Source organism: Rahnella sp. BIGb0603 (assembly GCF_024808755.1).
Lineage (GTDB): Bacteria > Pseudomonadota > Gammaproteobacteria > Enterobacterales > Enterobacteriaceae > Rahnella > Rahnella contaminans.
The window spans coordinates 118850-141386 of the sequence record NZ_JANUEX010000009.1; the positions used below are offsets into that span (position 1 = coordinate 118850).

Below are 22537 nucleotides of genomic sequence, written 5' to 3' on the forward strand. Positions count from 1 at the left end.
CTGACACAAAAATGTTACCTCCATCACGCATAATTGTTTTTATTTGGTTAACTCTTGGCTTGTTTGTCGAATCTCGATTACAATCGTGAGCGAAAACGAACATAAAAGAGCTATTGCGAACATCTGGAGGAAGATGACGTGGAAACCAAAGACTTGATCGTAATTGGTGGCGGTATTAATGGTACCGGCATCGCAGTAGATGCAGCTGGCCGCGGGCTGTCTGTTCTGCTGCTTGAAGCGCAAGACTTGGCCTGCGCGACCTCTTCGGCCAGTTCTAAACTGATCCACGGTGGCCTGCGTTACCTGGAACACTACGAATTCCGTCTGGTCAGTGAAGCGCTGGCTGAACGTGAAGTGCTGTTAAAAATGGCACCGCATATTGCCTTCCCGATGCGTTTCCGTTTACCGCATCAGCCGCATTTGCGTCCGGCCTGGATGATCCGCGCCGGTCTGTTCCTGTACGACCACCTGGGTAAACGTACCAGCCTGCCCGCCAGTAAAGGCCTGAAATTCGGCAGCGAATCGGTACTGAAACCAGAACTGACCAAAGGTTTTGAATACTCAGACTGCTGGGTTGACGATGCGCGCTTAGTCGTCGTCAACGCGCAGGAAGTGGAAGAACGCGGCGGCGAAGTGCGTACCCGCACCCGCGTGACCCGCGCATGGCGTGAAGACGGTTTGTGGATGGTGGAAGCCGAAGATATCGATACCGGCAAAACCTTCACCTGGCGCGCCAAAGGGCTGGTGAATGCGACCGGTCCGTGGGTCAAACATTTCTTCGACGACGGCCTGAAACTGAAGTCGCCTTACGGCATCCGCCTGATCAAAGGCAGCCATATTGTGGTGCCACGCGCGCACAATCAGCCGCAGGCGTACATTCTGCAAAACGAAGACCACCGTATTGTGTTCGTGATCCCGTGGATGGATGAGTTCTCGATCATCGGTACCACCGACGTGGAATATCACGGTGATCCGAAAGACGTGAAAATCGATGACAAAGAAGTCGGTTATCTGCTGAAAGTGTATAACGACCACTTTAAAAAGCAGCTGACCACGGAAGATATCGTCTGGACTTACTCCGGTGTACGTCCGCTGTGCGACGATGAGTCAGATTCTCCGCAGGCGGTAACCCGAGATTACACGCTGGATGTTCACGATCAGGATGGCAAAGCGCCGTTGCTTTCGGTGTTTGGCGGTAAGCTGACCACCTACCGTAAACTGGCCGAGCACGCGCTGGAAAAACTGGTGAAGTATTATCCGAAAGCCGGCCCGGCCTGGACGAAAACGGCCGTTCTGCCTGGTGGGAAGCTGAATGGTGACCGCGATACGTACAGCGCGAATCTGCGCAGCCGCTTCAAATGGTTGCCGGAATCACTGGCCCGCCGTTATGCGCGCACCTACGGCAGCCAGACGGAACTGTTCCTGAATGACGCAACCGACATCGAATCGCTGGGCGAAGATTTCGGTCACGGTTTATATGAAGCCGAGTTGCGTTATCTGGTTGAAAAAGAGTGGGTTTCACAGCTCGATGATGCCATCTGGCGTCGTACCAAACTCGGCATGTGGCTGGATAAAGCGCAGCAACAGCGCGTCGCCGAATGGCTGGAAACACACAAACAGCAGAAGAAACATTTGTCACTGGCGTCCTGATTTAGTTAGCTCCTCCCCCTGCGAAGGGGGAGGAGCTGAAAATCCTACCTTTATTCCCGCTCTACAATTTCACCGGTTTTATATTCCAGATCTCATCCGCGTATTCCTGAATCGTGCGGTCAGACGAGAAATAGCCCATGTTGGCGATGTTGTGCAGCGTGCGCCGCGTCCACTCTTCCGGCAGTTTATACAGCTCATCGACTTTATCCTGCGTATCGACATAACTGCGGTAATCCGCCAGCACCTGATAATGATCGCCGAGATTGACCAGCGTATCGAACAGATTGGTGTAGCGCTTCGGTTCGGTCGGGCTGAAGACGCCGGTCGCGATTTGCGTCAGTACCTGATGCAGCTCGGCGTCCTGTTCAAAGTAGGTATGCGGGTTGTAGCCTTTTTGTCGCAGTTCTTCGACTTGTGGTGTGGTATTGCCGAAGATGAAGATATTTTCCTCTCCAACGTGTTCGAGCATTTCGACGTTCGCACCGTCCAGCGTGCCAATCGTCAGCGCGCCGTTTAACGCGAATTTCATGTTACTGGTTCCCGATGCTTCGGTACCCGCCAGCGAGATCTGCTCGGAAAGATCGGCCGCCGGAATGATCAGCTGCGCCAGACTGACGCTGTAGTTAGGAATAAACACGATCTTCAGTTTATTGCCGACACGCGGATCGTTGTTGATCACTGACGCGACATCGTTGATCAGCCGGATAATCTGCTTCGCCGCGTAATACGCCGACGCCGCTTTACCGGCAAAAATCACCGTGCGTGGTACCCAGTCAGCGTCCGGTTCTTCAAGAATTCGGTTGTAACGCGTGATGACGTGCAGCACGTTCATCAGCTGACGTTTGTATTCGTGGATACGTTTGATCTGCACGTCGAACAGACTTTTCGGATCCACCACAATATTCAGTTTCTGGGCGATAAAGAGCGCCAGTTTTTTCTTATTATCCAGCTTGGCCTTGCGGATCGCCTGAAGGAAACTCAGGTAATCCAGATTTTGCTTCAGCTCCGCCAGCTGGCTGAGATCAGAGCGCCAGGTCTGGCCGATAGCGTCATCGAGCACCGCAGAAAGCGGTTTGTTGGCCAGCGCCAGCCAGCGGCGTGGCGTAACCCCGTTAGTTTTATTGCAGAAACGGTCAGGATAAATGTGCGCAAAGTCCGCAAACAACGACTGCACCATCAGGTCGGAATGCAGCGCAGAAACGCCGTTCACTTTATGGCTGGCAATCACTGCCAGCCACGCCATCCGGACTTTACGGCCGTTACCTTCATCGATAATAGAAACGCGGGACAGCAGACCGTTATCGTTGGGGATCTGTTCCGCGACTTCTTTAAGGAAGTGATCGTTAATCTGGAAAATAATCTCAAGATGACGCGGCAGGATCTTGCCGATCATATCTACCGGCCAGGTTTCCAGCGCTTCGCTCATCAGCGTGTGGTTGGTGTACGAAAACACCCGACAAACGGTTTCCCACGCGTCTTTCCACTCGAATTTATGCTCGTCAATCAGCAACCGCATCAGCTCAGGAATCGACAGCACCGGGTGCGTGTCGTTGAGGTGAATGGCAATTTTGTCGGCCAGATTATCGTAAGTATGGTGCGTGGTGTAATGGCGGTTGAGGATGTCCTGCACGGTCGCCGACACCAGGAAATATTCCTGGCGCAGACGCAGTTCGCGCCCTGAATAGGTCGAGTCATCGGGATACAGAACCCGCGATACGTTCTCGGAATGGTTTTTATCTTCCACTGCCGCAAAGTAATCACCCTGGTTAAATTTACCCAGATTGATTTCGTTACTGGCCTGCGCACCCCACAACCGGAGCGTGTTGGTGGCGTCGGTATCGTAGCCGGGAATCACCTGATCGTAGGCGCAGGCAATAACTTCTTCGGTTTCCAGCCAGCGGGTTTTCACGCCCTCATGCTGCACGCGACCACCAAAACGCACTTTATAACGGGTGTTGTAGCGCTGGAACTCCCACGGATTACCGTATTCCAGCCAGTAATCCGGTGATTCTTTTTGCTCCCCGTTTACGATGTTTTGCGCGAACATTCCGTATTCATAACGGATGCCGTAACCGCGCCCCGGCAACGCCAGCGAAGCCAGCGAATCGAGGAAACACGCTGCAAGACGCCCCAGACCGCCGTTGCCCAAACCGGGGTCATTCTCTTCGCCGATCAGTTCTTCGAGGTCAAAACCCATTTCATCGAGCGCACTTTTGAGATCGTCATAAATACCCATCGCCAGCAGCGCGTTAGAGAGAGTCCGTCCAATCAAAAACTCCATCGACAGATAATAAACCTGCCGTACGTCCTGTGAGGTTTGCGCCCGGTTGGAGCGCAGCCAGCGTTCCACCATACGATCGCGCACCGCAAACAAGGTGGCATTCAGCCAGTCATGTTGCGTCGCAATGGACGGATCTTTGCCGATGATAAACATCAATTTATAGGCAATAGAATGTTTCAGCGCTTCGACACTGACTGTCGGCGAGTTGTAATTAAACGGTGAAGTCATAACGTTACATTCCCGATCTGGTTAGCTATGTTCAGGGTTCAGGACAACAGACGGTTGTACAGCGTGAGATACTCCTGCGCTGCCACCTTCCAGCCGAAATCAATACCCATGGCGTGTTGCTGGACGTGTCGCCAGTGCTTAGGACGGCTCCACAAAACAAAGGCCCGGCGGATCGCATTTCCCAGCGATTTCCCCGTTGCTTCTTCAAAGACAAAACCACTGGCTGTTCCGTCGGCCAGATTTTCCAGCGCACAATCCACGACCGTATCCGCCAGCCCGCCTGTCCGGCGCACCAGCGGCAACGTGCCGTATTTCAGTCCGTAAAGTTGGGTTAATCCGCACGGCTCAAACCGGCTCGGCACCATGATGACGTCGGCACCGCCGATAATGCGGTGGGAAAAGGCTTCGTGATAACCGAGCTGCACGCCGACCTGCCCCGGATTATCCGCCGCGGCGGCCAGAAACGCCTGTTGCAATACGGCATCGCCTGCACCCAGCAGCGCCAGCTGGCCGCCACGTTCGAGTAAATCGGGCAACGCTTCCAGCACCAGATCCAGCCCTTTCTGGCTGGTCAGACGGCTGACGACGGCAAAAACCAGCCGCGAATCATCCACATCCAGACCCATCGCCCGTTGCAGATAGGCTTTATTGATGGCTTTGGAACGTAAATCGTCGGCGTCATAACGGGCAGAAAGCAGCACGTCATCGCGCGGCTGCCAGATAGCGTCATCAACGCCGTTGAGAATACCGGTCAGACGCCCCTGTATTTCGAGTTCCTGCAACAGGGATTCCATGCCGTAACCAAATTCCGGACGCGTGATTTCTTTGGCGTACGTCGGGCTGACGGTCGTCACGTGATCGGAGTAATACAGCCCGGCTTTCAGGTAAGAAATCTGGCCGTAAAACTCCAGCCCGTGCATCTGGAAGAATTCACGCGGGAGGTAAAGCTCATCGATATGATGCGCGCCAAACAGCCCCTGGAATGCCAGGTTATGTACGGTGAAAACGGTGCGCACCGGCGCGTTGCGGGCGCGGATATACGCCGACGCCAGCCCGGCGTGCCAGTCGTGAGAATGCACAATATTCGGCTGCCAGTGCGGGTCAAAACCCAGCGCCAGTTCGCACGCCATCCAGCTCAGCAAGGCAAAACGCAGATGGTTATCCGGATAAGCGAAAGATGATTGATCGTGATAAGGGCTGCCGGGTCGGTCGTACAAACCGGGCACATCAATGATGTAAATGCCCACGCCGTCAAAGTAGCCCAGTGAAAGGGTGACATGCCCGGCGAAGGTCGCCAGCGTGCCGATGACCTTCGTCTCCCCCAGCCCTTTTTTGATATCGGGGAAAGCCGGAATGAGCACGCGGACGTCAGCGCCTTCCGCAATCTGAGCGGCGGGCAATGCCCCCGCAACATCCGCAAGGCCGCCCGTTTTTAACAGCGGAAACAGCTCGGAACAAACATGTAAAACCTGCATTCGCGCTCCTGATTATCCCGGTCATCCCGGCCTTCACCGGGATGACGAAAAATACTGCTCTCTAACGTGTCTTTATAGTTTCGCCAGCATCGCGCGCGTCACCAGTACAACGCCATCTTCCGAACGGTAAAAACGACGGCTGTCTTCATCGGCATTCTCACCAATCACCATGCCTTCCGGGATCTGGCAGGCGCGGTCAATCACACATTTGCGTAAACGGCAGGAACGACCCACATTCACATCCGGCAAAATAATCGTCGAATCAATATTGCAGAAAGAGTTGATGCGCACCCGCGGGAACAGCACGGAATGCACCACCACCGAGCCTGAAACAATCACGCCACCGGCCACCAGCGAGTTCATGGTCATACCGTGACTGCCCGACCGGTCTTGCACAAATTTGGCGGGCGGCAGCGGTTCCATGTGTGTACGGATGGGCCAGTTGCGGTCATACATATCCAGTTCCGGCGTCACCGATGCCAGATCCAGATTCGCGCGCCAGTAGGCATCAAGCGTCCCCACATCCCGCCAGTACGGCGGCAATTCGTCGTTTTGCGTCACACAGGACAGGCCAAACGGATGCGCGCGCGCTACCCCCTGACGGGTCAGTTTCGGGATCAGGTCTTTGCCGAAATCATGGCTGGATTCCTCACTCGCCATGTCTTCTTCGAGCATGCGGAAAAGATAGTCTGCATTAAAAATGTAGATGCCCATGCTCGCCAGCGCCATGTCCGGATTGCCCGGCATCGGCGGCGGATCTTTAGGTTTCTCGACGAAACTGGTGATCTGATAATCCTCCGTCACGCCCATCACGCCAAATTCACTGGCTTCGGAAATCGGCACTTCGAGGCAGGCGACGGTACATTCTCCGCCCTTCTGTACGTGGTCGATGAGCATCCGCGAGTAGTCCATTTTATAGATATGATCCCCGGCCAGAATCACGACAAACTCGGCGTTATAGCGGCGGATGATATCCAGATTCTGATACACCGCATCGGCGGTGCCTTTGTACCAGTGTTCGGTGCTGTGGCGTTGCTGCGCCGGCAGTAAATCCACAAACTCGTTCATTTCTTCATTGAGGAAAGACCAGCCTCGCTGGATGTGCTGAACCAGCGTATGTGACTGATATTGTGTGATCACGCCGATGCGGCGGATCCCTGAATTCAGGCAATTCGACAGGGCAAAATCAATGATGCGGAATTTCCCGCCAAAGTGGACGGCGGGCTTTGCCCGGGTAGAGGTCAAATCTTTCAGTCTTGAACCCCGTCCCCCGGCCAGAATCAACGCCACGGATTTCAGCGGCAATTGTCGCGCCAGCATGACCGGGTCCCGATTATCTAATGTCGCCATATCTGACTCCTTCGTTTTTATAGTTACCGGCTCTGTGGAGTAAAATCTTGTAGGACACAGAGGGTTTTTGCTGCTGCCCGCCATTGCGAGCCTTCCGTGACGCGCCGGGGTTCCTCATCAAAAAGCACGCTGTTAAACGGCGCAACCGGCTGCCAGTTCCCCGGCGGCAGATGCAGTTCAACCTCATGCAGTGAGGCATTCACGATCAACAACCAGCGCCGCGACAGGCAGATTTGCAGCCATTGCTGCGGCCCCTGCTCCCAGTCGCCGGTACTCATCGGTTGCCCCTGTTGATTCAGCCATTGCACATCTTCGCTGCCTTCCTGCCACCAGCGGTTTTGCGTCAGTGCCGGGATTTTCCGGCGCAACGCAATCAGCGCAGAGGTATAGGCCATCAGGCTTTCATCGGCGTTTTCCCAGTCGAGCCAGGTCAGCGGATTGTCCTGGCAATAGGCGTTGTTGTTTCCCTGCTGGCTGTTGCCCTGCTCGTCACCGGCCAGCAACATCGGCGTGCCCTGTGACATAAACAGCGTCGCCAGCAATGCCCGCTGGCTGAGACGGCGTTGTCGCAATACGCCGGCAGATGCCTCCAGCCCTTCCTCGCCGTGGTTTTGGCTGAAATTTTCGTTATGGCCGTCGCGGTTTTCCTCCCCGTTAGCCTGGTTATGTTTCTGGTTAAAACTCACTAAATCGCGCAGCGTAAAACCGTCGTGCGCGGTCAGCATGTTGATGCTGGCGTAAGGTTCGCGCTGCGCGGGATTGAATGTGTCCGCCGACGCCGCGATACGCCCGGCAAACTGCCCGATGGAGATATCGCCGTGCAGCCAGAACTGGCGCATTTCATCGCGCCAGATGTCGCTCCATTCGGCGAAAGGTGCCGGGAACTTTCCGAGCTGATAGCCGCCTGTGCCGATGTCCCAGGGCTCAGCAATCAGTTTGATGTTTGAAAGGACAGCGTCCTGCTTAATCGCCTCGAAAAGCGGCGATTGCGCGGTGAACTCCGGCGTTCTGCCGAGAAGCGTCGCCAGATCAAAACGGAAACCGTCAACGTGACATTCGCGTACCCAGTAATGCAGGCAATCGAGCGTCCAGGCGATCACTTCGTCATTTGTCAGGCGCATCGCGTTGCCGCAGCCGGTCATGTTGTTGTCCGAGCCATCGTCGCTGAGCCAGTACCAGCTGGCATTGTCGATTCCGCGAAACGAAATAAACGGCCCGTCGATATCCAGCTCCGCACTGTGGTTGAATACCACGTCGAGGATCACTTCTATGCCCGCCTGATGCAGCGCTTTCACCGCGGATTTGAATTCGCTCAGCGCCGACACGCCGCCCAGCCCGCTGGCATAACTTTGTTCAACCGCACAAGGCGCCAGCACGTTATAGCCCCAGTAATTGCTCAGGCCGAGACGTTGCAGACGCGGTTCGTCGGCATGATGCTGAACCGGCAATAACTCAATGGCCGTGACACCCAGATGCTGCAAATATTCGAGCATGACCGGATGCGCCAGCCCGGCGTAAGTACCGCGGATGGCTGCCGGAATACGCGGATGCTGGCGCGTCAGCCCGCGCACATGCGCTTCGTAAATCACAGTTTCGCCCCACGGCGTGGCGGGCGGTTTGTCGTCTTCCCAGTCAAACTTACCGGCGACGACCACCGATTTCGGTGCCACCACCGCGCTGTCCTTATCGTCCGGCGCATCGGTGCCGCCGGTGAACCGCGCGTTATCCGGAAGGACACCGTCAATCGCCCGCGCGCTGGGGTCAATCAGCACTTTTTTCGGGTTAAAGCGGTGGCCGTTTTGCGGGTCAAAAGGCCCGTAAACGCGGTAACCGTAACGCAGCCCGGCTTTCGCTTCGGGCAAAAAACCGTGCCACAAATTGCCGGTCCGGCCGGGTAAAGGCAGATGCTGCTCGCTGCCGGTCTCATCAAAAAGACATAACTCCACTTTTTCCGCATGCGCGGAGTACAGGCAAAAATTTACGCCGTTATCTCTGAGATGTGCGCCAAATGGCGCGGCCTGACCGGTTTCGAGCTGTTTCATTACGCCTCTTCTCTTCGCAAATAGACGGTCGCCAGCGGCGGAATGGTGATGCTGATCGAATGCTCACGCTGATGATGGCCGATGTTTTCACTGTAAACGTCACCGCAGTTCCCGACGTTGCTGCCACGGTAGAAGTGCGAATCAGTATTGAGAATTTCGTGATAACGCCCCGGACGGGTGATACCAATCCGGTAGTGTTCGCGCGGCACCGGCGTAAAGTTGCTGATAACAATCACTTCGCCGCCGTTTTCATCGCGGCGCGCAAAGGCAAAAATGGAGTTCTCATGGTCGTCAACCACCAGCCATTCGAAGCCGCGCGGGTTGTAATCGAGCTCATACAGCGGCGCGTTGGCCTGATAGGTCAGATTTAAATCTCGCACCAGATGCTGAACGCCGCTGTGCCAGCCGGCCGGGTCATCCAGCAGATGCCAGTCGAGGCTGGCGTCGAAATTCCACTCGCGCCCCTGTGCAAATTCACCGCCCATGAACAGCAATTTTTTGCCCGGATGCGCCCACATGAAACCGTAATACGCGCGCAGGTTGGCGAACTTCTGCCAGGTATCGCCGGGCATTCTGTCGAGCAGGGATTTTTTGCCATGAACCACTTCGTCATGCGAAAGCGGCAGAATGAAATTCTCGCTGTAGGCGTAAAGCACGCCGAACGTCATGAGATTGTGGTGGTATTTGCGGTGAACCGGATCCAGCTGCATGTACTGGAGCGAATCGTGCATCCAGCCCAGATTCCATTTGTAATGGAAGCCCAGCCCGTTGGCATCCGGCGGCATGGTGACGCCGGGATAATCCGTCGATTCTTCCGCTAACGTCACCGCGCCACCCAGTTCGCGCCCGATAGTCTGGTTGGTATATTTCAGGAAGGCAATCGCCTCGAGATTTTCGCGGCCACCGTAATAGTTCGGGATCCACTCTCCGGCTTTGCGGCTGTAATCACGGTAAATCATGGAGGCCACGGCATCGACGCGAAGGCCGTCAATGCCAAAGCGCTCAATCCAGTAAAAACCATTCCCCGCCAGATAGTTACGTACTTCGTGGCGGCCATAGTTATAAATCAGCGTATTCCAGTCCTGATGATAACCTTCGCGCGGATCGGCATATTCATACAGCGCGGTGCCGTCAAACTCTGCCAGGCCGTGGGAATCACTCGGGAAATGCCCCGGCACCCAGTCGAGGATCACGTTCAGACCAGCGTCGTGCGCGGCATCAACGAAGGCTTTGAAATCCATCGGCGTGCCGAAACGACGGGTCGGCGCGTACATGCCCAGCGGCTGATAACCCCAGCTGCCGTCAAACGGATGTTCGTTAACCGGCATCAGCTCAATGTGCGTAAAGCCCATCCATTTGGCGTAAGACACCAGCTGTTCCGCCAGCTCGCCGTAGCTCAGCCAGAAGTTATCGTCGGTATGGCGTCGCCACGAACCCAGATGAACTTCGTACACCGAAACCGGCTGATTCAGCGCGTTGGCTTTCTTTCTGGTTTCTGAAAACGGTACGACGTCCGGGATTTTTCGCACGCAGGACGCGGTGTCCGGGCGCATCTGGGCTTCAAATGCGTAAGGATCGGCGCGCAGGGTAATATTGCCGCGACAGTCGATAATTTCGAATTTATACAGCTGACCTTCGTGAACGGCCGGAATGAACAGCTCCCAGATGCCGTTTTCACGACGCTGGCGCATCGGATGGCGGCGACCGTCCCAGAAATTGAATTCACCGACCACCGAAACGCGTGTCGCGTTCGGTGCCCAGACCGCAAAACTGACGCCATCGACATCGTCGAGCGTTTGCGGATGCGCGCCAAGTTTTTCGTATGGCCGCAGATGTGTCCCCTCCGCCAGCAGCCAGATATCCAGTTCCTGCAATAACGTGCCGAAGCGGTATGGGTCGTCAATCACATGGAGATTCTCGCCCCAGCGCACTTCCAGCTTGTAACGGAAGGCATTTTTACGGCGGGGAATAAGGCCGACAAAAAAACCGCGCTCGTCATAACGACGCAGTTCTGCGACCTGTTTACCTTTTTCTACATCAATGACCCAGACCTGATCGGCATCCGGCAACAGCGCACGAACTTCCAGCCCGGCGCTCACGGAATGCATTCCCAAAAGAGAAAAAGGATCAGCGTAATGGCCAGATATAATTTGATTAATGACGTGCTGATCGGGAAGTACAGACATGAATTTCGTCCTATGATTAATTAAATCAATAAATCCAATAAAATCATTCAGGTATTCAATACGAAACGTGATCCCAGTTTGCTCCCCTTTTTCCTGTCACTTTGTGATCTGGCGTGATTTCGTTTTGCCATAAAATGCGCGATGGCGCTTATGTTCACAATTTCCAAATAAGTTTCTGTTTCAGCTTCTCAAAGAGGCAGAGCTCTTCTACTAAGCATAGACAAAGGTTCGGTAAATCAGTGGACAGAAGCCGATGAATTTTTCGCAAAATGAAATTCAGAGGGTTGCGCTGGGAAAATGCGGTTTAACGGTGAAGTGATTGAAGACAGAAATAAAAACGGGACACCGTGCTGGTGTCCCGTTGGGACGAAATCAGGGTAACTATGCCGTTACAGCAAGATGCGCAGCATGCGGCGAAGTGGCTCTGCCGCGCCCCACAGCAACTGGTCACCGACGGTGAACGCAGACAGATATTGCGGGCCCATATTCAGTTTACGCAGACGACCCACCGGCGTATTCATAGTGCCCGTCACTGCCGCTGGCGTCAGTTCACGCATCGACAATTCACGATCATTCGGGATGACACGAACCCAGTCGTTATGCGACGCCAGCATTTGTTCGATTTCTGGAATCGACACGTCTTTTTTGAGTTTCAGCGTGAACGCCTGGCTATGGCAACGCAGCGCACCGATGCGGACGCACAGGCCATCCACCGGAATGATGCTGGACGTGCCGAGAATTTTGTTGGTTTCCGCCTGGCCTTTCCACTCTTCTTTGGTCTGGCCGTTATCGAGCTGTTTGTCGATCCATGGGATCAGACCGCCCGCCAGCGGAACACCAAAGTTGTCAGTCGGCAGCGTGCCACTGCGGGTCAGCGCCGTCACTTTACGTTCGATATCCAGAATGGCAGAAGCCGGGTTTTCCAGTTCTTTCGCGACGCTATTATGCAGCATGCCCATTTGGGTCAGCAGCTCGCGCATGTGCCGCGCACCGCCGCCGGAAGCGGCCTGATAGGTGGCAACCGACGCCCATTCAATCAGGTCATTGGCGAACAAACCGCCAAGGGACATCAGCATCAGGCTGACGGTACAGTTACCGCCCACAAAGGTTTTGATGCCTTTGTCGATACCCTGATGGATCACCGCGCTGTTGACCGGGTCGAGGATGATTATCGCGTCATCTTCCATTCTCAGAGAGGATGCTGCGTCAATCCAGTAGCCAGACCAACCGATTTCACGCAGCTTCGGGTAGATTTCATTGGTATAATCGCCGCCCTGACAGGTGATGATAATGTCCAGCGCACTCAGTGCGTCCAGATCATAGGCATCCTGCAAGGTACCAGACTGCCCCGTGAAAGAAGGCGCGGCCTGACCGTGCTGAGAGGTGGAGAAGAATACCGGACGGATAGCGTCGAAATCGCGTTCTTCAATCATGCGTTGCATGAGTACAGAACCGACCATTCCACGCCAGCCAACGAAACCTACATTTTTCATAATATCTGTCCTGCCCTGAGGGTGATAACGGCTTAAAAAGCTTAACGCGCGTTTTGCACTACGTTGGCGCCTTTTTATGATGCGCCATGCTCTGTTAACGCGCTGGTCTACCACCTTACAAAATGTACTAAAAGTGGCAAGTGAATTTAATCAATAGTGCCGCCATTAATAGCAGCACAACTTATAACAAGCATTTTTAACCCGAATTTCATCATTCTGAGGTAGTCATGACCGAAATGATTTCAGCAACCATTTTGCTGTTTTTAATTATGGATCCGCTGGGCAACTTACCGATTTTTATGTCGGTGTTAAAACATCTTGATCCGAAACGCCGCCGCGTGGTGCTGATCCGCGAAATGCTGATTGCCCTGATCCTGATGCTGATTTTCCTGTTCGCAGGGGAAAAAATTCTGTCGTTCCTGAATTTGCGCACTGAAACCGTGTCGATTTCCGGCGGCATCATCCTGTTCCTGATTGCCATCAAAATGATTTTCCCGTCGGAAGAAAAAAGCAGCAGCGGTTTACCCGCCGGTGAGGAACCGTTCCTCGTACCGATGGCCATTCCGCTGGTCGCCGGCCCGTCAATTCTCGCCACGCTGATGCTGCTTTCGCATCAGTACCCGAATCAGATGAGCCACTTAACGCTGGCGTTATTTATCGCCTGGGGCATGTCAATGGCTATCCTGCTACTGTCGAACGTTTTCCTGAAACTGCTCGGCGACAAAGGCGTCAGCGCCCTTGAACGTCTGATGGGCCTGATCCTGGTGATGCTTTCGACGCAGATGTTCCTGGATGGGATCAGAGCGTATTTGAAGATTTAGCGGACAGTCGTGACAAAAAGGCGAGCCACACGGCTCGCCTTTTTCGTTTCTGACGAGAAAAACCTCGCGCTGAAATCTTACCCTGTGAGAGTATTATCCGGCCATCTTGAGTCATGGAATGAGTCATATGGAATATCTGGAGTTTATCGAAACCCCGACTTTTAGCCGCAAATGCAAAGAGCTGCTGACTGAGGAGGAATATAGCCAGTTTCAGGAATACCTCACGCATTATCCCGATGCAGGGGCTTTGATCGTCGGGACGGGCGGTTGCAGAAAAGTCCGCTGGGGTAACCATCGTCGGGGGAAAAGTGCAGGTGTGCGGGCGATTTATTATTACCTGTGCACTGATGGTCAGATTTACATGCTGCTGGTTTATCCCAAGAGTGAGAAAGATTCTCTGACGGAAAGCGAAAAATCGATTTTGAAAAACATTGTACGAAGTCTGTCGTGACACAGGAGATAGACCATGACGAAAGAATTCTTTGAAGAATTGCGACAATCCGCTGAAGAAATGGTCGCGATCCGTAAAGGTGAGATGGCACCTGCGCATATCACGCGTATTTCCATGCCTGAAGTAAAACAAATTCGCACAAAAGCAGGTGTTAAACAGGATGAGTTCGCCCGGCTGCTTGGTGTTTCTCCCTCGCTGGTGCAGGCATGGGAACAACAAAAGCGTTTGCCAAATGGCGCAGCATTGAAGCTGTTGAAAATGCTGGAACTGAATCCGCAAATTATCCAGACGCTTAAAACAATTTAAAATGATGTAAAAAAGGCGAGCCACACGGCTCGCCTTTTTTATGCTCACAATTTGTCGTCAGACAACCATCGACAGCAACAAGCATCCGCCCAGGCCGCAGAGGGAAATAATGGTTTCCAGCACCGACCAGGATTTGAAGGTTTCGACGATGCTCAGGTTGAAGTACTCCTTGAACAGCCAGAAACCCGGATCGTTGACGTGAGAGAAAATAACGCTGCCGGAACCGACCGCGATCACCATCAACTCAGGGCTGACGCCGGTGGTCGCAATCAACGGAGCCGCGATACCGCCTGCGGTGATCGCCGCAACGGTTGCGGAACCCAGCGCGAGACGTAAAACGGCGGCAATTGACCAGGCCAGCAGGATCGGTGATAAGTTGCTGCCATCCATCAGGGCTGCAATGTATTTCTCAATACCGCTGTCGACCAGAACCTGCTTGAACGCACCGCCACCGCCGATAATTAGCAACATCATCGCGATGATTTTGATGGAATCGGTCACGGTTGCCATGACGTCTTCCATTTTACGGCCACGGTTCAGGCCGAAGGTGAAAATGGCGATCAACACCGCGATAAGCGTTGCCATCACCGGGTCACCGAAGAATTCAGCGTACGCCAGAACCGGATGGCCTTTTGGCAGGATCATTTCGCAAACGGCGCGGAATGCCATCAAAATCACCGGCACCAGAGAAGTCGCGACGCTTACGCCAAAGCTTGGCATCTCTTCTTCGGTAAAGGTTTTCGGGTTGAACAGACCTTCCGGCACCGGTTTATCGATACCTTTCAGGAAGCGCGCAAACACCGGCCCCGCCAGAATTACCGTCGGTACCGCCAGCAGCGAACCGTACAGCAAGGTTTTGCCCATGTCCGCATGGAAAATGGTCGCGATTGCGGTCGGGCCCGGGTGCGGAGGCAGGAAACCGTGAGTCACGGATAACGCCGCCGCCATCGGCACACCGACGTACAACAGTGGCAAACGCGCAGCCGCGGCAACGGTGAAGACCAGCGGCAGCATCAGCACGAAGCCGACTTCATAGAACAGCGCAAAACCGACGATAAAACCGGTCAGCACGATGGCCCACTGAATGTGCTCACGGCCAAATTTTTCGATAAGCGTCGTCGCGATACGTTGCGCGCCGCCGCAATCCGCAAGCATTTTACCGAGCATGGCCCCGAAGCCCATGATCAGCGCCAGGCTGCCCAGCGTTCCGCCTACCCCGTTTTTAATCGACGTAATAACTTTATCGACCGGCATACCCTGCATAATCCCGACCGCCAGGGCGACCAGGATCAGCGCGATAAAGCCGTTCAGCTTAAATCGGATCATAAGTAACAACAGCAGTGCAACGCCCACCGCTACAATAACTATTGGCATATTCTTCCCCTCATGCGGTCACCGTGGCATCGTGGCCAGACAGGTGACGCATTGTTTTTAATTTTCAACATGTTGTAGGAATTAACAGTGCAACGGGTACAGACCGCGACCGCTAAAACAGCAGTGCATTCCTTTGTGATATTAGTCACATCTCCATTTGTTACCGGTATCATGATACCGGTAACATGCTAATATTAGGACTCACTACGCAGTCGAAATGTTCATTTTGGGATAGAGATCATACTTATGGCAGGACAAAGCATCATTCTGATGGGCGTGTCAGGCAGCGGTAAATCCACCGTCGGCGCGGCACTGGCCCGTGAAATTAACGCAAAATTCATCGACGGTGATGATCTTCATCCCCGCGCGAATATTCAAAAGATGGCCAGCGGTACGCCGCTCAATGACGACGATCGTGCGCCATGGTTATTACGTCTGAATGATGCGGCTTACAGCCTGCGCCATAAAAATGAAACCGGCATTATTGTCTGTTCCGCGCTGAAACGCCGCTACCGCGACGCGCTGCGCAAAGACAACGAAGGCATGGTCTTCATCTACATGAAAGGCAGTTTTGACGTGATTGCCGAGCGCCTGAAAGCGCGCGCCGGGCATTTTATGCCGACGGATTTACTGAGAAGCCAGTTCGATGCGCTCGAAGAACCGGGCGAAGATGAGCCGGATGTCTTGCGCGTAAATATCGATCATAAGTTTGAAGGTGTGGTCGATCGCTGCGTAGCGGCCTTGAAAACATTACAGAAGTAAGACTTTCTCCTCCCCCTGCGAAGGGGGAGGAATTTTAAATCAAATACTTCCGCCTGCCGAGATGGTGAACCCTACATCCACCATCCTCGGAAAGACTTCTTCGCCGCGCAATCTTGCCAGCAGGCGTTCGGCTGAAATCTGCCCCATTCTTTCGCGCGGCGTGAGTACGCTGGCGAGCGGTGGCTCCATCGCCTGCCCCATGTTGTGACCATGGAAACCGGCAATCGCCATTTGTGACGGAATACTCAGCCCCTGACGTAAACATTCAAAGAATGCGCCCGCCGCGAGGTCATCGTTGGTGCAGAAAATACTGTCGATTTGCGGCCAGTCTTTTTGCGCCTGACGCAGTAATTCCGCACCGCCGCTGTAGCTGGATGAACGGCTGGTCATCACGCTGTAAGGCTCCAGCCCGGATTCACGCATCGCCTGCTCGTAACCCTGCTGCTTGATGATCGTACGCTCATCCTGACGCGCGCCGAAATACACCACATGCCGATGCCCGTGCGCGATGATCTGCTGCGTCATCTGCCGCGCGGCTTCGAAGTTGTTAAAACCGACCGCCAGATCCACGCACGGCGAGACGCAGTCCATCATCTCAACTACCGGAATACCGGCCACTTCGATCATTTTCAGCGTACGCGCGGTGTGATGGCGTTCGGACAAAATCAGGCCGTCAATATTGTAAGAAAGCAGTGACGTGAGACGCTGTTCTTCGCGCTCCTGGCTGTAGCCGTAGTGCGCCAGCATGGTCTGGTAGCCGTGAATATCCGTGACACTCTCGATGCCACGCAGCACTTCGGCGAACACCTGGTTGGTCAGTGACGGCAATAACACGCCAATGGCGCGACTTTTGGCGTTCGAGAGAATATCCGGGGCGCGGTTTGGGATGTAACCCAGTTCATCGAGCGCAGCCGAAATCTTTTCCTGCAAGGCGCTGGAAACTTGTTCGGGATTGCGCAAATAACGGCTGACCGTCATTTTGGTGATGCCCACTTTGTCGGCAACATCCTGGAGTACGGGCCTTTTTTTCTTCACGTTTTTCAATGAACTGGATTAAGGGGATCAGAGCGTAATGGTAGCAAACAATCGCGCAGGCGGATATCCGTTGCTGCGCGACATGAGATGTGGGTCAGAAAGGGATAGAAAGCTGCCCGCGAACCGGTGCGCCCGCGTTCGCTGAAAATTGCCCGGCGAGCAACGCCATGGCGGTTTGTGCCAGCGTTTCCAGCGGATACGTGATGGCCGGAACGGCGGAAATCCCCGGCGGCAACGTGCTGTCGAGGCTGAAGACCATCACGCTGGCGGGCACAGCGCGCCCGTGTTGCGCGAGCTGGCGCAGGGCGTCCTGTGCGCTGGCATCGTCCGGCACCAGCAATGCGTTGAACGGAACGTTTTGCGCCAGCAACTGCGTAAGCGCCTGTTCGCCACTGTGGACCAGCCGCCGGTCGTACGGCAGCAGGAATTTTTCCAGCGCCTGATGATAACCCTGCAAGATTTGCCCGGCGGTTTCGCCGTTTTCTGCATTAATCAGCGCAATCTGCCTGCGTCCTTGCTGCAAAACATACTGGCAGGCTGTTTCGGCGGCAAAGCTGCGGTCAAAGTGAATGCTGCGGTCGGAATCTTCATCCAGACAATCAATAGTAATCACGTTTTCCGGCAATGGCGGCAGTTCAAAGCGCGCGCCGATAACGATCATCGCATCGCATAATCCTCTGCCGATTTCGTTAACTGAATGCGCCAGACCCGCCGCATCCGTGGCGAATCTCAGCAGCAAATATTTCTGGTTTAGCCGTAATTCTTTTTCCAGCGCGTGCAGATAACCGGTGGACTGGTTGATGTTTTCTGCCGCGCAAATCACCCCGATACAGCCGGTGGACTGCGTGGACAGCGACTGCGCAATCACGCTCGGTTTGTATTGCAGCGTTTCCACCGCCTGCATTACGGCCAGGCGGCTTTCTTCTTTGACACCGCGGCTGCCACTCAGGACACGGGACACCGTCGCTTTCGACACCTTCGCCAGCCGCGAAACGTCGTTAATGTTTGCCATGTCTTTCCTTGTGTTAATCGAAACCGTTATTTTCAGATACCGCCGCGAACCATTCGCCGCTTTTCTTCACCGTCCGTTTCTGCGTTTCCAGATCCAGCTGGACGAAACCATACCGGTTTTTATAGGCATTCATCCATGACCAGCAGTCAATAAATGTCCACATATGATAGCCGAGACAGCCGCTGCCTTCCTGCAATGCCCGGTGCAGCCATTTCAGATGTCCGCTGACAAACTCGATGCGGTAATCGTCCTCAATCCGTCCGTCTTTTTCGAAGCGCAGTTCATGCTCAACGCCCATGCCGTTTTCAGAAATGAAACAGCGCGGATTGCCGTAGTTTTCACGCAGATTAGTGAGGATATCGTAGATCCCCTGCTCGTAGATTTCCCAGCCACGGTGCGGGTTCATTTTGCGCCCCGGCATGACGTAGTTATCAAAGAACCATTCCGGCATAAACGGACTTTCTGGATTGACCATGCTGTCGCGGCACTGAATGCGGCGCGGCTGGTAATAGTTGATGCCGAGCAAATCCACCACGCCCTGTTGCAGCAGCGCTGTATCACCCGGCTGACAGACCGGCAGCTGATCGTGTTTTTTTAGCAAATCGACCAGTTCCTGCGGATATTCACCGCGCAGCGCCGGGTCAAGGAAACTGCGGTTAAACATCAGATCCGCAATATTCGCCGCTTTCAGATCTGCCGGATTTTGCGAGCGCGGATAAGACGGCGTCAGGTTAAGAATGATGCCGATTTCGCCACCTGCATTACGGGCGCGATAGGCTTTCACCGCCAGCGAGTGCGCCAGCATGGTGTGAAACGCCACAGTAGCTGCGCGTTTGAAATCCACCACGTTCGGATAGTGGAAATCATACAAATAGCCGCCTTCCACCGGCACGACCGGTTCGTTGAACGTGAACCAGTGCTTCACGCGATCGCCAAACAGCTCAAAACACGTATCGGCGTATTTGGCGTAAGCCTGCACGACGTCCCGGTTTTCCCAGCCGCCGATTTCCTGCATCGCCATCGGCATATCGAAGTGGAACAGATTGATAAAAGGCTGGACGCCCTGCGCCAGCATTTCGTCGATAACCTGATTATAAAATGTGACCGCTTCCTGATTCACTTCACCGCGTCCGTTGGGGATCAAACGCGCCCAGGAAATCGATGTGCGGAAAGTGTTGTGGTTCAGCTGTTTCAGCAGCGCGATATCTTCGCGCCAGTTTTTATAAAACGTCGATGTGTCCTGCGGGCCGACGTCGTTATGGAAACGCGTCGGTTGCTGCGAATACCAGTGATCCCATACCGTCGCACTTTTACCGTGCCTCAGGGTTTCACCTTCCGTCTGCGGCGCAGAACTGGCACTGCCCCACCAGAACTCTTTTGGAAATGCGTATTTCATCGTTATCCTCGCTGTCCGTTGCTTTGCGTTTTAGCTGTTGACCGGTACGGCGTTACCCGCCGTTTGGGCACCGGCCTTTTCCGCTTCCTGTTTGAGTAATGTGCGTTCGTACGCTTTCAGGAACGGGTAATACATCACTGCTGATAACACCATACAGAACAGGCACATAATTACCGGACTGAATGCCCAGTTTGCGGCCCATGACGCACCAATTGGCGCAGGCGTTGTCCAGGGTGTGAGCGACACCACTTGCGCGACCCAGCCGAGTTTTGTGGCGGTATACGCGAAAACGGCGTTGAGCATCGGCACTAAGGTGAACGGCAGGAAAAACACCGGATTCATGATAATCGGCGTGCCAAACAGGATGGGTTCGTTGATGTTGAAGAAGCTCGGCACCACGCCCATTTTACCAATGGTGCGAAGATGCACGGCCTTGCTGCACAACAGCAATATCGCCAGCGGCAGGGTCGAGCCGACGCCGCCAATCAGCAGATAGTGATCCCAGAAACCTTGCAGATAAATGTGCGGCAGCGGCTCACCGGCCTGTAACGCGGTCTGGTTCAGCGCAAGATTGGTCATCCAGAACGGGTTCATAATGCCGGTGACAATCAGCGCGCCGTGAATACCGGCGAACCACAGCACCTGACAGATAAATACCGAAATCAGAATCGCCGGCAGGGAATCAGACGCAGAAACCAGCGGTGCGAGCAGATGCATAATCGCTTCAGGAATAATCATGCCCGTGGCGGACTGAATAAACAGGTTCAGCGGATGCAGCGTGGCGACAATCACGACGACCGGGATCAGGATTTCAAACGAGCGCGCCACGCCGGTCGGGACTTCTTTTGGCAGGCGGATCGTAATGTTGCGACGTTTGAGCAGCGCATAGACTTCGGCGGCGTAAATCGCCGTCAGGATCGCAGTGAAAATGCCTTCACCGGAGAAATACTGCGTTGAGATTTGCTTGTCATGGTAGGGCGCAGCGACCAGCAGAAAGGCCATAAACGCCAGCAGTCCGGTCATGATAGGGTCGAGTTTGTAGTGTTTACCGAGACTCGCGCCGATACCGACAGAGATGAAAAAAGTCATCACCCCCATGCTCAGATACCACGGCAGCATCAGCTGTTCGCGGTATTTCAGCGACAAATCCAGCCAGCCACGCGCGAAACCCCAGGTGGTGCCCGGTGAAAATGGCGGAAAAATGAAGACCAGCATAAACGAGCCGATAATCATAAAAGGCAACGCCGCGATAAATCCGTCACGAATGGCGATCACATGCCGCTGCTGACCGACGCTGCCCGCCAGCGGCGTGATGTGCTTTTCGATGACGTTAACCATCGCCTGATAAAGGCCACTCATACGCGGCTTCCTTCCTGTGCGATCAGGCCGAAGGCGAAGTCGAGTACGTTGTCGCCGCGCTGCATGCCGTAATCCATCATGTTGATGACTTCGACCGGAATATTGAATTCTGCGGCCCTTTTGGATAAATCAGCCTGCATATAACGCACCTGCGGCCCGAGCAGTACCACCTGATAATCACGGAATTTCTCGTCAAACTCGCTGGCCCCGAACGCATCAATCTGCACGTCTTCACCGCGCTGCGCAGCAACCTCTTTCATTTTGCGAACTAATAAACTGGTCGACATCCCCGCCGAACAACAAAGCATGATTCTTTTCATTTTTGCTTCACTCCCAGATGATTTATGTTCTGCCCGTTTCTCTTGCTGAGGGTATTTGAATCACTTTGGAAACCGGTTTCCATAGAACAGAAACCAATGTGCGAAGGGGGTCAAAAAATTGCCGGTCGATTTGTTGCGGGTGTGAATGCCGTCACGAAGCTGAAAGATTCAGCAATGCAAACGCGGGGAAAAGGACTAAGGGACAAAAACAAAAAAGGCGACCGGAGTCGCCTTTAGCGGAGTGCCAGAAATCATCAGACCGGTGGCAGGTCGAAAAGCAGAATTTCACTGTTTTCCTCGGCGTGAACGGACAGCGCCGTTTCATCCCAGATCGCCAGCGCATCGCTCGGCCCGGCTTTCTGGCCATTGATGGACACCGTGCCTTTCACCACCTGGATCCACACGCGGCGTTCTGCCTGAATCTGATAAACAGACTGTTCGTCTTTTTTCAGCGCCCAGCGGGACAATTCCATATCCTGGAAGACTTTCAGCGAACCGTCACGGGCGTCCGGAGAGAGCACCAGCTGGCGGCCCTGCGGCGCGTCAAACATGCGTTGTTCATAACGCGGTTCCAGCCCTTTTTGATTGGGAATAATCCAGATCTGATACAGGTGCAGTTTACGGTCACTGTTGCCGTTGTACTCGGAATGCGTCACACCGGTCCCGGCGCTCATAATCTGGAATTCACCGGCCTGAATCTGCTCTTGATTGCCCATGCTGTCCTGATGTTCCACAGTGCCTTCGAGCACGTAAGTCAGAATTTCCATGTCTTTGTGCGGATGCTTACCAAAACCCTGCCCCGCATCGATGAAATCTTCATTGATCACCCGCAGCGCGGAGAAGCCCATAAAGTTCGCATCGTAGTAATCGGCGAAAGAGAAGGTATGCCAGCTTTCCAGCCAGCCGTGACTTGCGTGACCGCGTTCTTGTGCTTTGCGTAAGTAGATCATGTTCAACTCTCCTCAATGTTTTCTCTAGTCTAGTCAACGGCTGAGA

18 protein-coding genes are annotated in these 22537 nt (G+C 54.2%); 5 read left to right on the top strand and 13 right to left on the bottom strand.

The features are described 5' to 3' along the window. Positions 1-138 precede the first annotated feature (138 nt). Complete coding sequence (gene glpD / locus M2403_RS21045; RefSeq protein WP_259230817.1) at positions 139-1650, top strand: glycerol-3-phosphate dehydrogenase; 1512 nt, start codon at positions 139-141, stop codon at positions 1648-1650. A gap of 61 nt (positions 1651-1711) precedes the next feature. On the opposite strand, the gene glgP is transcribed toward glpD, so the two are convergent. From glgP to asd, 6 genes are all read right to left on the bottom strand, one after another. Then, positions 1712-4159, bottom strand: a complete 2448-nt coding sequence (gene glgP, locus M2403_RS21050) for a glycogen phosphorylase (protein ID WP_259230818.1) — start codon at positions 4157-4159, stop codon at positions 1712-1714. 38 nt (positions 4160-4197) lie between these two features. After that, positions 4198-5634 (bottom strand): glycogen synthase GlgA, encoded by a 1437-nt coding sequence (gene glgA / locus M2403_RS21055; RefSeq protein ID WP_152327562.1) that lies wholly within the window; start codon positions 5632-5634, stop codon positions 4198-4200. Positions 5635-5706: 72 nt separating this feature from the next. Further along, entirely contained in the window at positions 5707-6984 is a 1278-nt protein-coding gene (gene glgC / locus M2403_RS21060) for a glucose-1-phosphate adenylyltransferase (RefSeq protein WP_152327563.1), read from the bottom strand. Between the two features lie 23 nt (positions 6985-7007). After that, the gene (glgX, locus tag M2403_RS21065) at positions 7008-9026 is read right to left on the bottom strand and encodes a glycogen debranching protein GlgX (protein ID WP_259230819.1); all 2019 of its coding nucleotides are present in this window, start codon (positions 9024-9026) and stop codon (positions 7008-7010) included. Further along, positions 9026-11212 (bottom strand): 1,4-alpha-glucan branching enzyme, encoded by a 2187-nt coding sequence (gene glgB, locus M2403_RS21070; RefSeq protein WP_259230820.1) that lies wholly within the window; start codon positions 11210-11212, stop codon positions 9026-9028. The genes glgX and glgB overlap by 1 nt, the downstream gene beginning before the upstream one ends. Positions 11213-11601: 389 nt before the next feature. Beyond that, the gene (asd, locus tag M2403_RS21075) at positions 11602-12705 is read right to left on the bottom strand and encodes an aspartate-semialdehyde dehydrogenase (protein ID WP_120132887.1); all 1104 of its coding nucleotides are present in this window, start codon (positions 12703-12705) and stop codon (positions 11602-11604) included. 227 nt (positions 12706-12932) lie between these two features. Here asd and M2403_RS21080 point away from each other — a divergent pair, with 227 nt between their 5' ends. The 3 genes from M2403_RS21080 (at position 12933) to nadS (ending at position 14283) form a co-directional block, all read left to right on the top strand. Then, positions 12933-13526, top strand: coding sequence for a YhgN family NAAT transporter (locus M2403_RS21080; RefSeq protein ID WP_152327566.1), 594 nt, complete (start codon positions 12933-12935; stop codon positions 13524-13526). Between the two features lie 127 nt (positions 13527-13653). Further along, positions 13654-13977: an addiction module toxin RelE gene (locus M2403_RS21085; protein ID WP_259230875.1), complete on the top strand. Its 324-nt coding sequence runs from the start codon at positions 13654-13656 to the stop codon at positions 13975-13977. 15 nt (positions 13978-13992) lie between these two features. Beyond that, positions 13993-14283 carry a NadS family protein gene (gene nadS / locus M2403_RS21090; protein ID WP_129637682.1) on the top strand — a complete coding sequence of 97 codons (291 nt, stop codon included), beginning with the start codon at positions 13993-13995 and terminating at the stop codon, positions 14281-14283. A 57-nt stretch (positions 14284-14340) separates the two neighbouring features. Here nadS and gntT read toward each other — a convergent pair whose 3' ends face one another. Further along, positions 14341-15657 (bottom strand): gluconate transporter, encoded by a 1317-nt coding sequence (gene gntT / locus M2403_RS21095; protein ID WP_259230823.1) that lies wholly within the window; start codon positions 15655-15657, stop codon positions 14341-14343. A 246-nt stretch (positions 15658-15903) separates the two neighbouring features. Here gntT and M2403_RS21100 point away from each other — a divergent pair, with 246 nt between their 5' ends. Further along, positions 15904-16419: a gluconokinase gene (locus M2403_RS21100; RefSeq protein ID WP_152327568.1), complete on the top strand. Its 516-nt coding sequence runs from the start codon at positions 15904-15906 to the stop codon at positions 16417-16419. A 39-nt stretch (positions 16420-16458) separates the two neighbouring features. On the opposite strand, the gene gntR is transcribed toward M2403_RS21100, so the two are convergent. From gntR to M2403_RS21130, 6 genes are all read right to left on the bottom strand, one after another. Continuing rightward, on the bottom strand, positions 16459-17454 hold the full coding sequence (gene gntR, locus M2403_RS21105; RefSeq protein ID WP_152327569.1) for a gluconate operon transcriptional repressor GntR: 996 nt from the start codon (positions 17452-17454) through the stop codon (positions 16459-16461). A 94-nt stretch (positions 17455-17548) separates the two neighbouring features. After that, positions 17549-18466 carry a LacI family DNA-binding transcriptional regulator gene (locus M2403_RS21110; RefSeq protein ID WP_165060933.1) on the bottom strand — a complete coding sequence of 306 codons (918 nt, stop codon included), beginning with the start codon at positions 18464-18466 and terminating at the stop codon, positions 17549-17551. 13 nt (positions 18467-18479) lie between these two features. Then, the gene (locus M2403_RS21115) at positions 18480-19862 is read right to left on the bottom strand and encodes a glycoside hydrolase family 1 protein (protein WP_259230826.1); all 1383 of its coding nucleotides are present in this window, start codon (positions 19860-19862) and stop codon (positions 18480-18482) included. 30 nt (positions 19863-19892) lie between these two features. After that, positions 19893-21221 (bottom strand): PTS sugar transporter subunit IIC, encoded by a 1329-nt coding sequence (locus M2403_RS21120; protein ID WP_259230827.1) that lies wholly within the window; start codon positions 21219-21221, stop codon positions 19893-19895. Next, positions 21218-21541 carry a PTS sugar transporter subunit IIB gene (locus M2403_RS21125; RefSeq protein WP_152327573.1) on the bottom strand — a complete coding sequence of 108 codons (324 nt, stop codon included), beginning with the start codon at positions 21539-21541 and terminating at the stop codon, positions 21218-21220. The genes M2403_RS21120 and M2403_RS21125 overlap by 4 nt, the downstream gene beginning before the upstream one ends. A gap of 254 nt (positions 21542-21795) precedes the next feature. Next, a complete protein-coding gene (locus M2403_RS21130; RefSeq protein WP_259230829.1) occupies positions 21796-22491 on the bottom strand; it encodes a pirin family protein in 696 nt (231 codons plus the stop codon). Positions 22492-22537: the final 46 nt, after the last annotated feature.

Coding starts and splice junctions, on each gene's coding strand:
- glgP (WP_259230818.1), bottom strand. CDS start 4,159: ATGACTTCACCGTTTAATTACAACTCGCCGACAGTCAGTGTCGAAGCG.
- M2403_RS21110 (WP_165060933.1), bottom strand. CDS start 18,466: ATGGCAAACATTAACGACGTTTCGCGGCTGGCGAAGGTGTCGAAAGCG.
- M2403_RS21080 (WP_152327566.1), top strand. CDS start 12,933: ATGACCGAAATGATTTCAGCAACCATTTTGCTGTTTTTAATTATGGAT.
- glgX (WP_259230819.1), bottom strand. CDS start 9,026: ATGAAACAGCTCGAAACCGGTCAGGCCGCGCCATTTGGCGCACATCTC.
- asd (WP_120132887.1), bottom strand. CDS start 12,705: ATGAAAAATGTAGGTTTCGTTGGCTGGCGTGGAATGGTCGGTTCTGTA.
- glgB (WP_259230820.1), bottom strand. CDS start 11,212: ATGTCTGTACTTCCCGATCAGCACGTCATTAATCAAATTATATCTGGC.
- M2403_RS21125 (WP_152327573.1), bottom strand. CDS start 21,541: ATGAAAAGAATCATGCTTTGTTGTTCGGCGGGGATGTCGACCAGTTTA.
- nadS (WP_129637682.1), top strand. CDS start 13,993: ATGACGAAAGAATTCTTTGAAGAATTGCGACAATCCGCTGAAGAAATG.
- gntT (WP_259230823.1), bottom strand. CDS start 15,657: ATGCCAATAGTTATTGTAGCGGTGGGCGTTGCACTGCTGTTGTTACTT.
- M2403_RS21115 (WP_259230826.1), bottom strand. CDS start 19,862: ATGAAATACGCATTTCCAAAAGAGTTCTGGTGGGGCAGTGCCAGTTCT.
- M2403_RS21120 (WP_259230827.1), bottom strand. CDS start 21,221: ATGAGTGGCCTTTATCAGGCGATGGTTAACGTCATCGAAAAGCACATC.
- M2403_RS21085 (WP_259230875.1), top strand. CDS start 13,654: ATGGAATATCTGGAGTTTATCGAAACCCCGACTTTTAGCCGCAAATGC.
- glgC (WP_152327563.1), bottom strand. CDS start 6,984: ATGGCGACATTAGATAATCGGGACCCGGTCATGCTGGCGCGACAATTG.
- glgA (WP_152327562.1), bottom strand. CDS start 5,634: ATGCAGGTTTTACATGTTTGTTCCGAGCTGTTTCCGCTGTTAAAAACG.
- M2403_RS21130 (WP_259230829.1), bottom strand. CDS start 22,491: ATGATCTACTTACGCAAAGCACAAGAACGCGGTCACGCAAGTCACGGC.
- M2403_RS21100 (WP_152327568.1), top strand. CDS start 15,904: ATGGCAGGACAAAGCATCATTCTGATGGGCGTGTCAGGCAGCGGTAAA.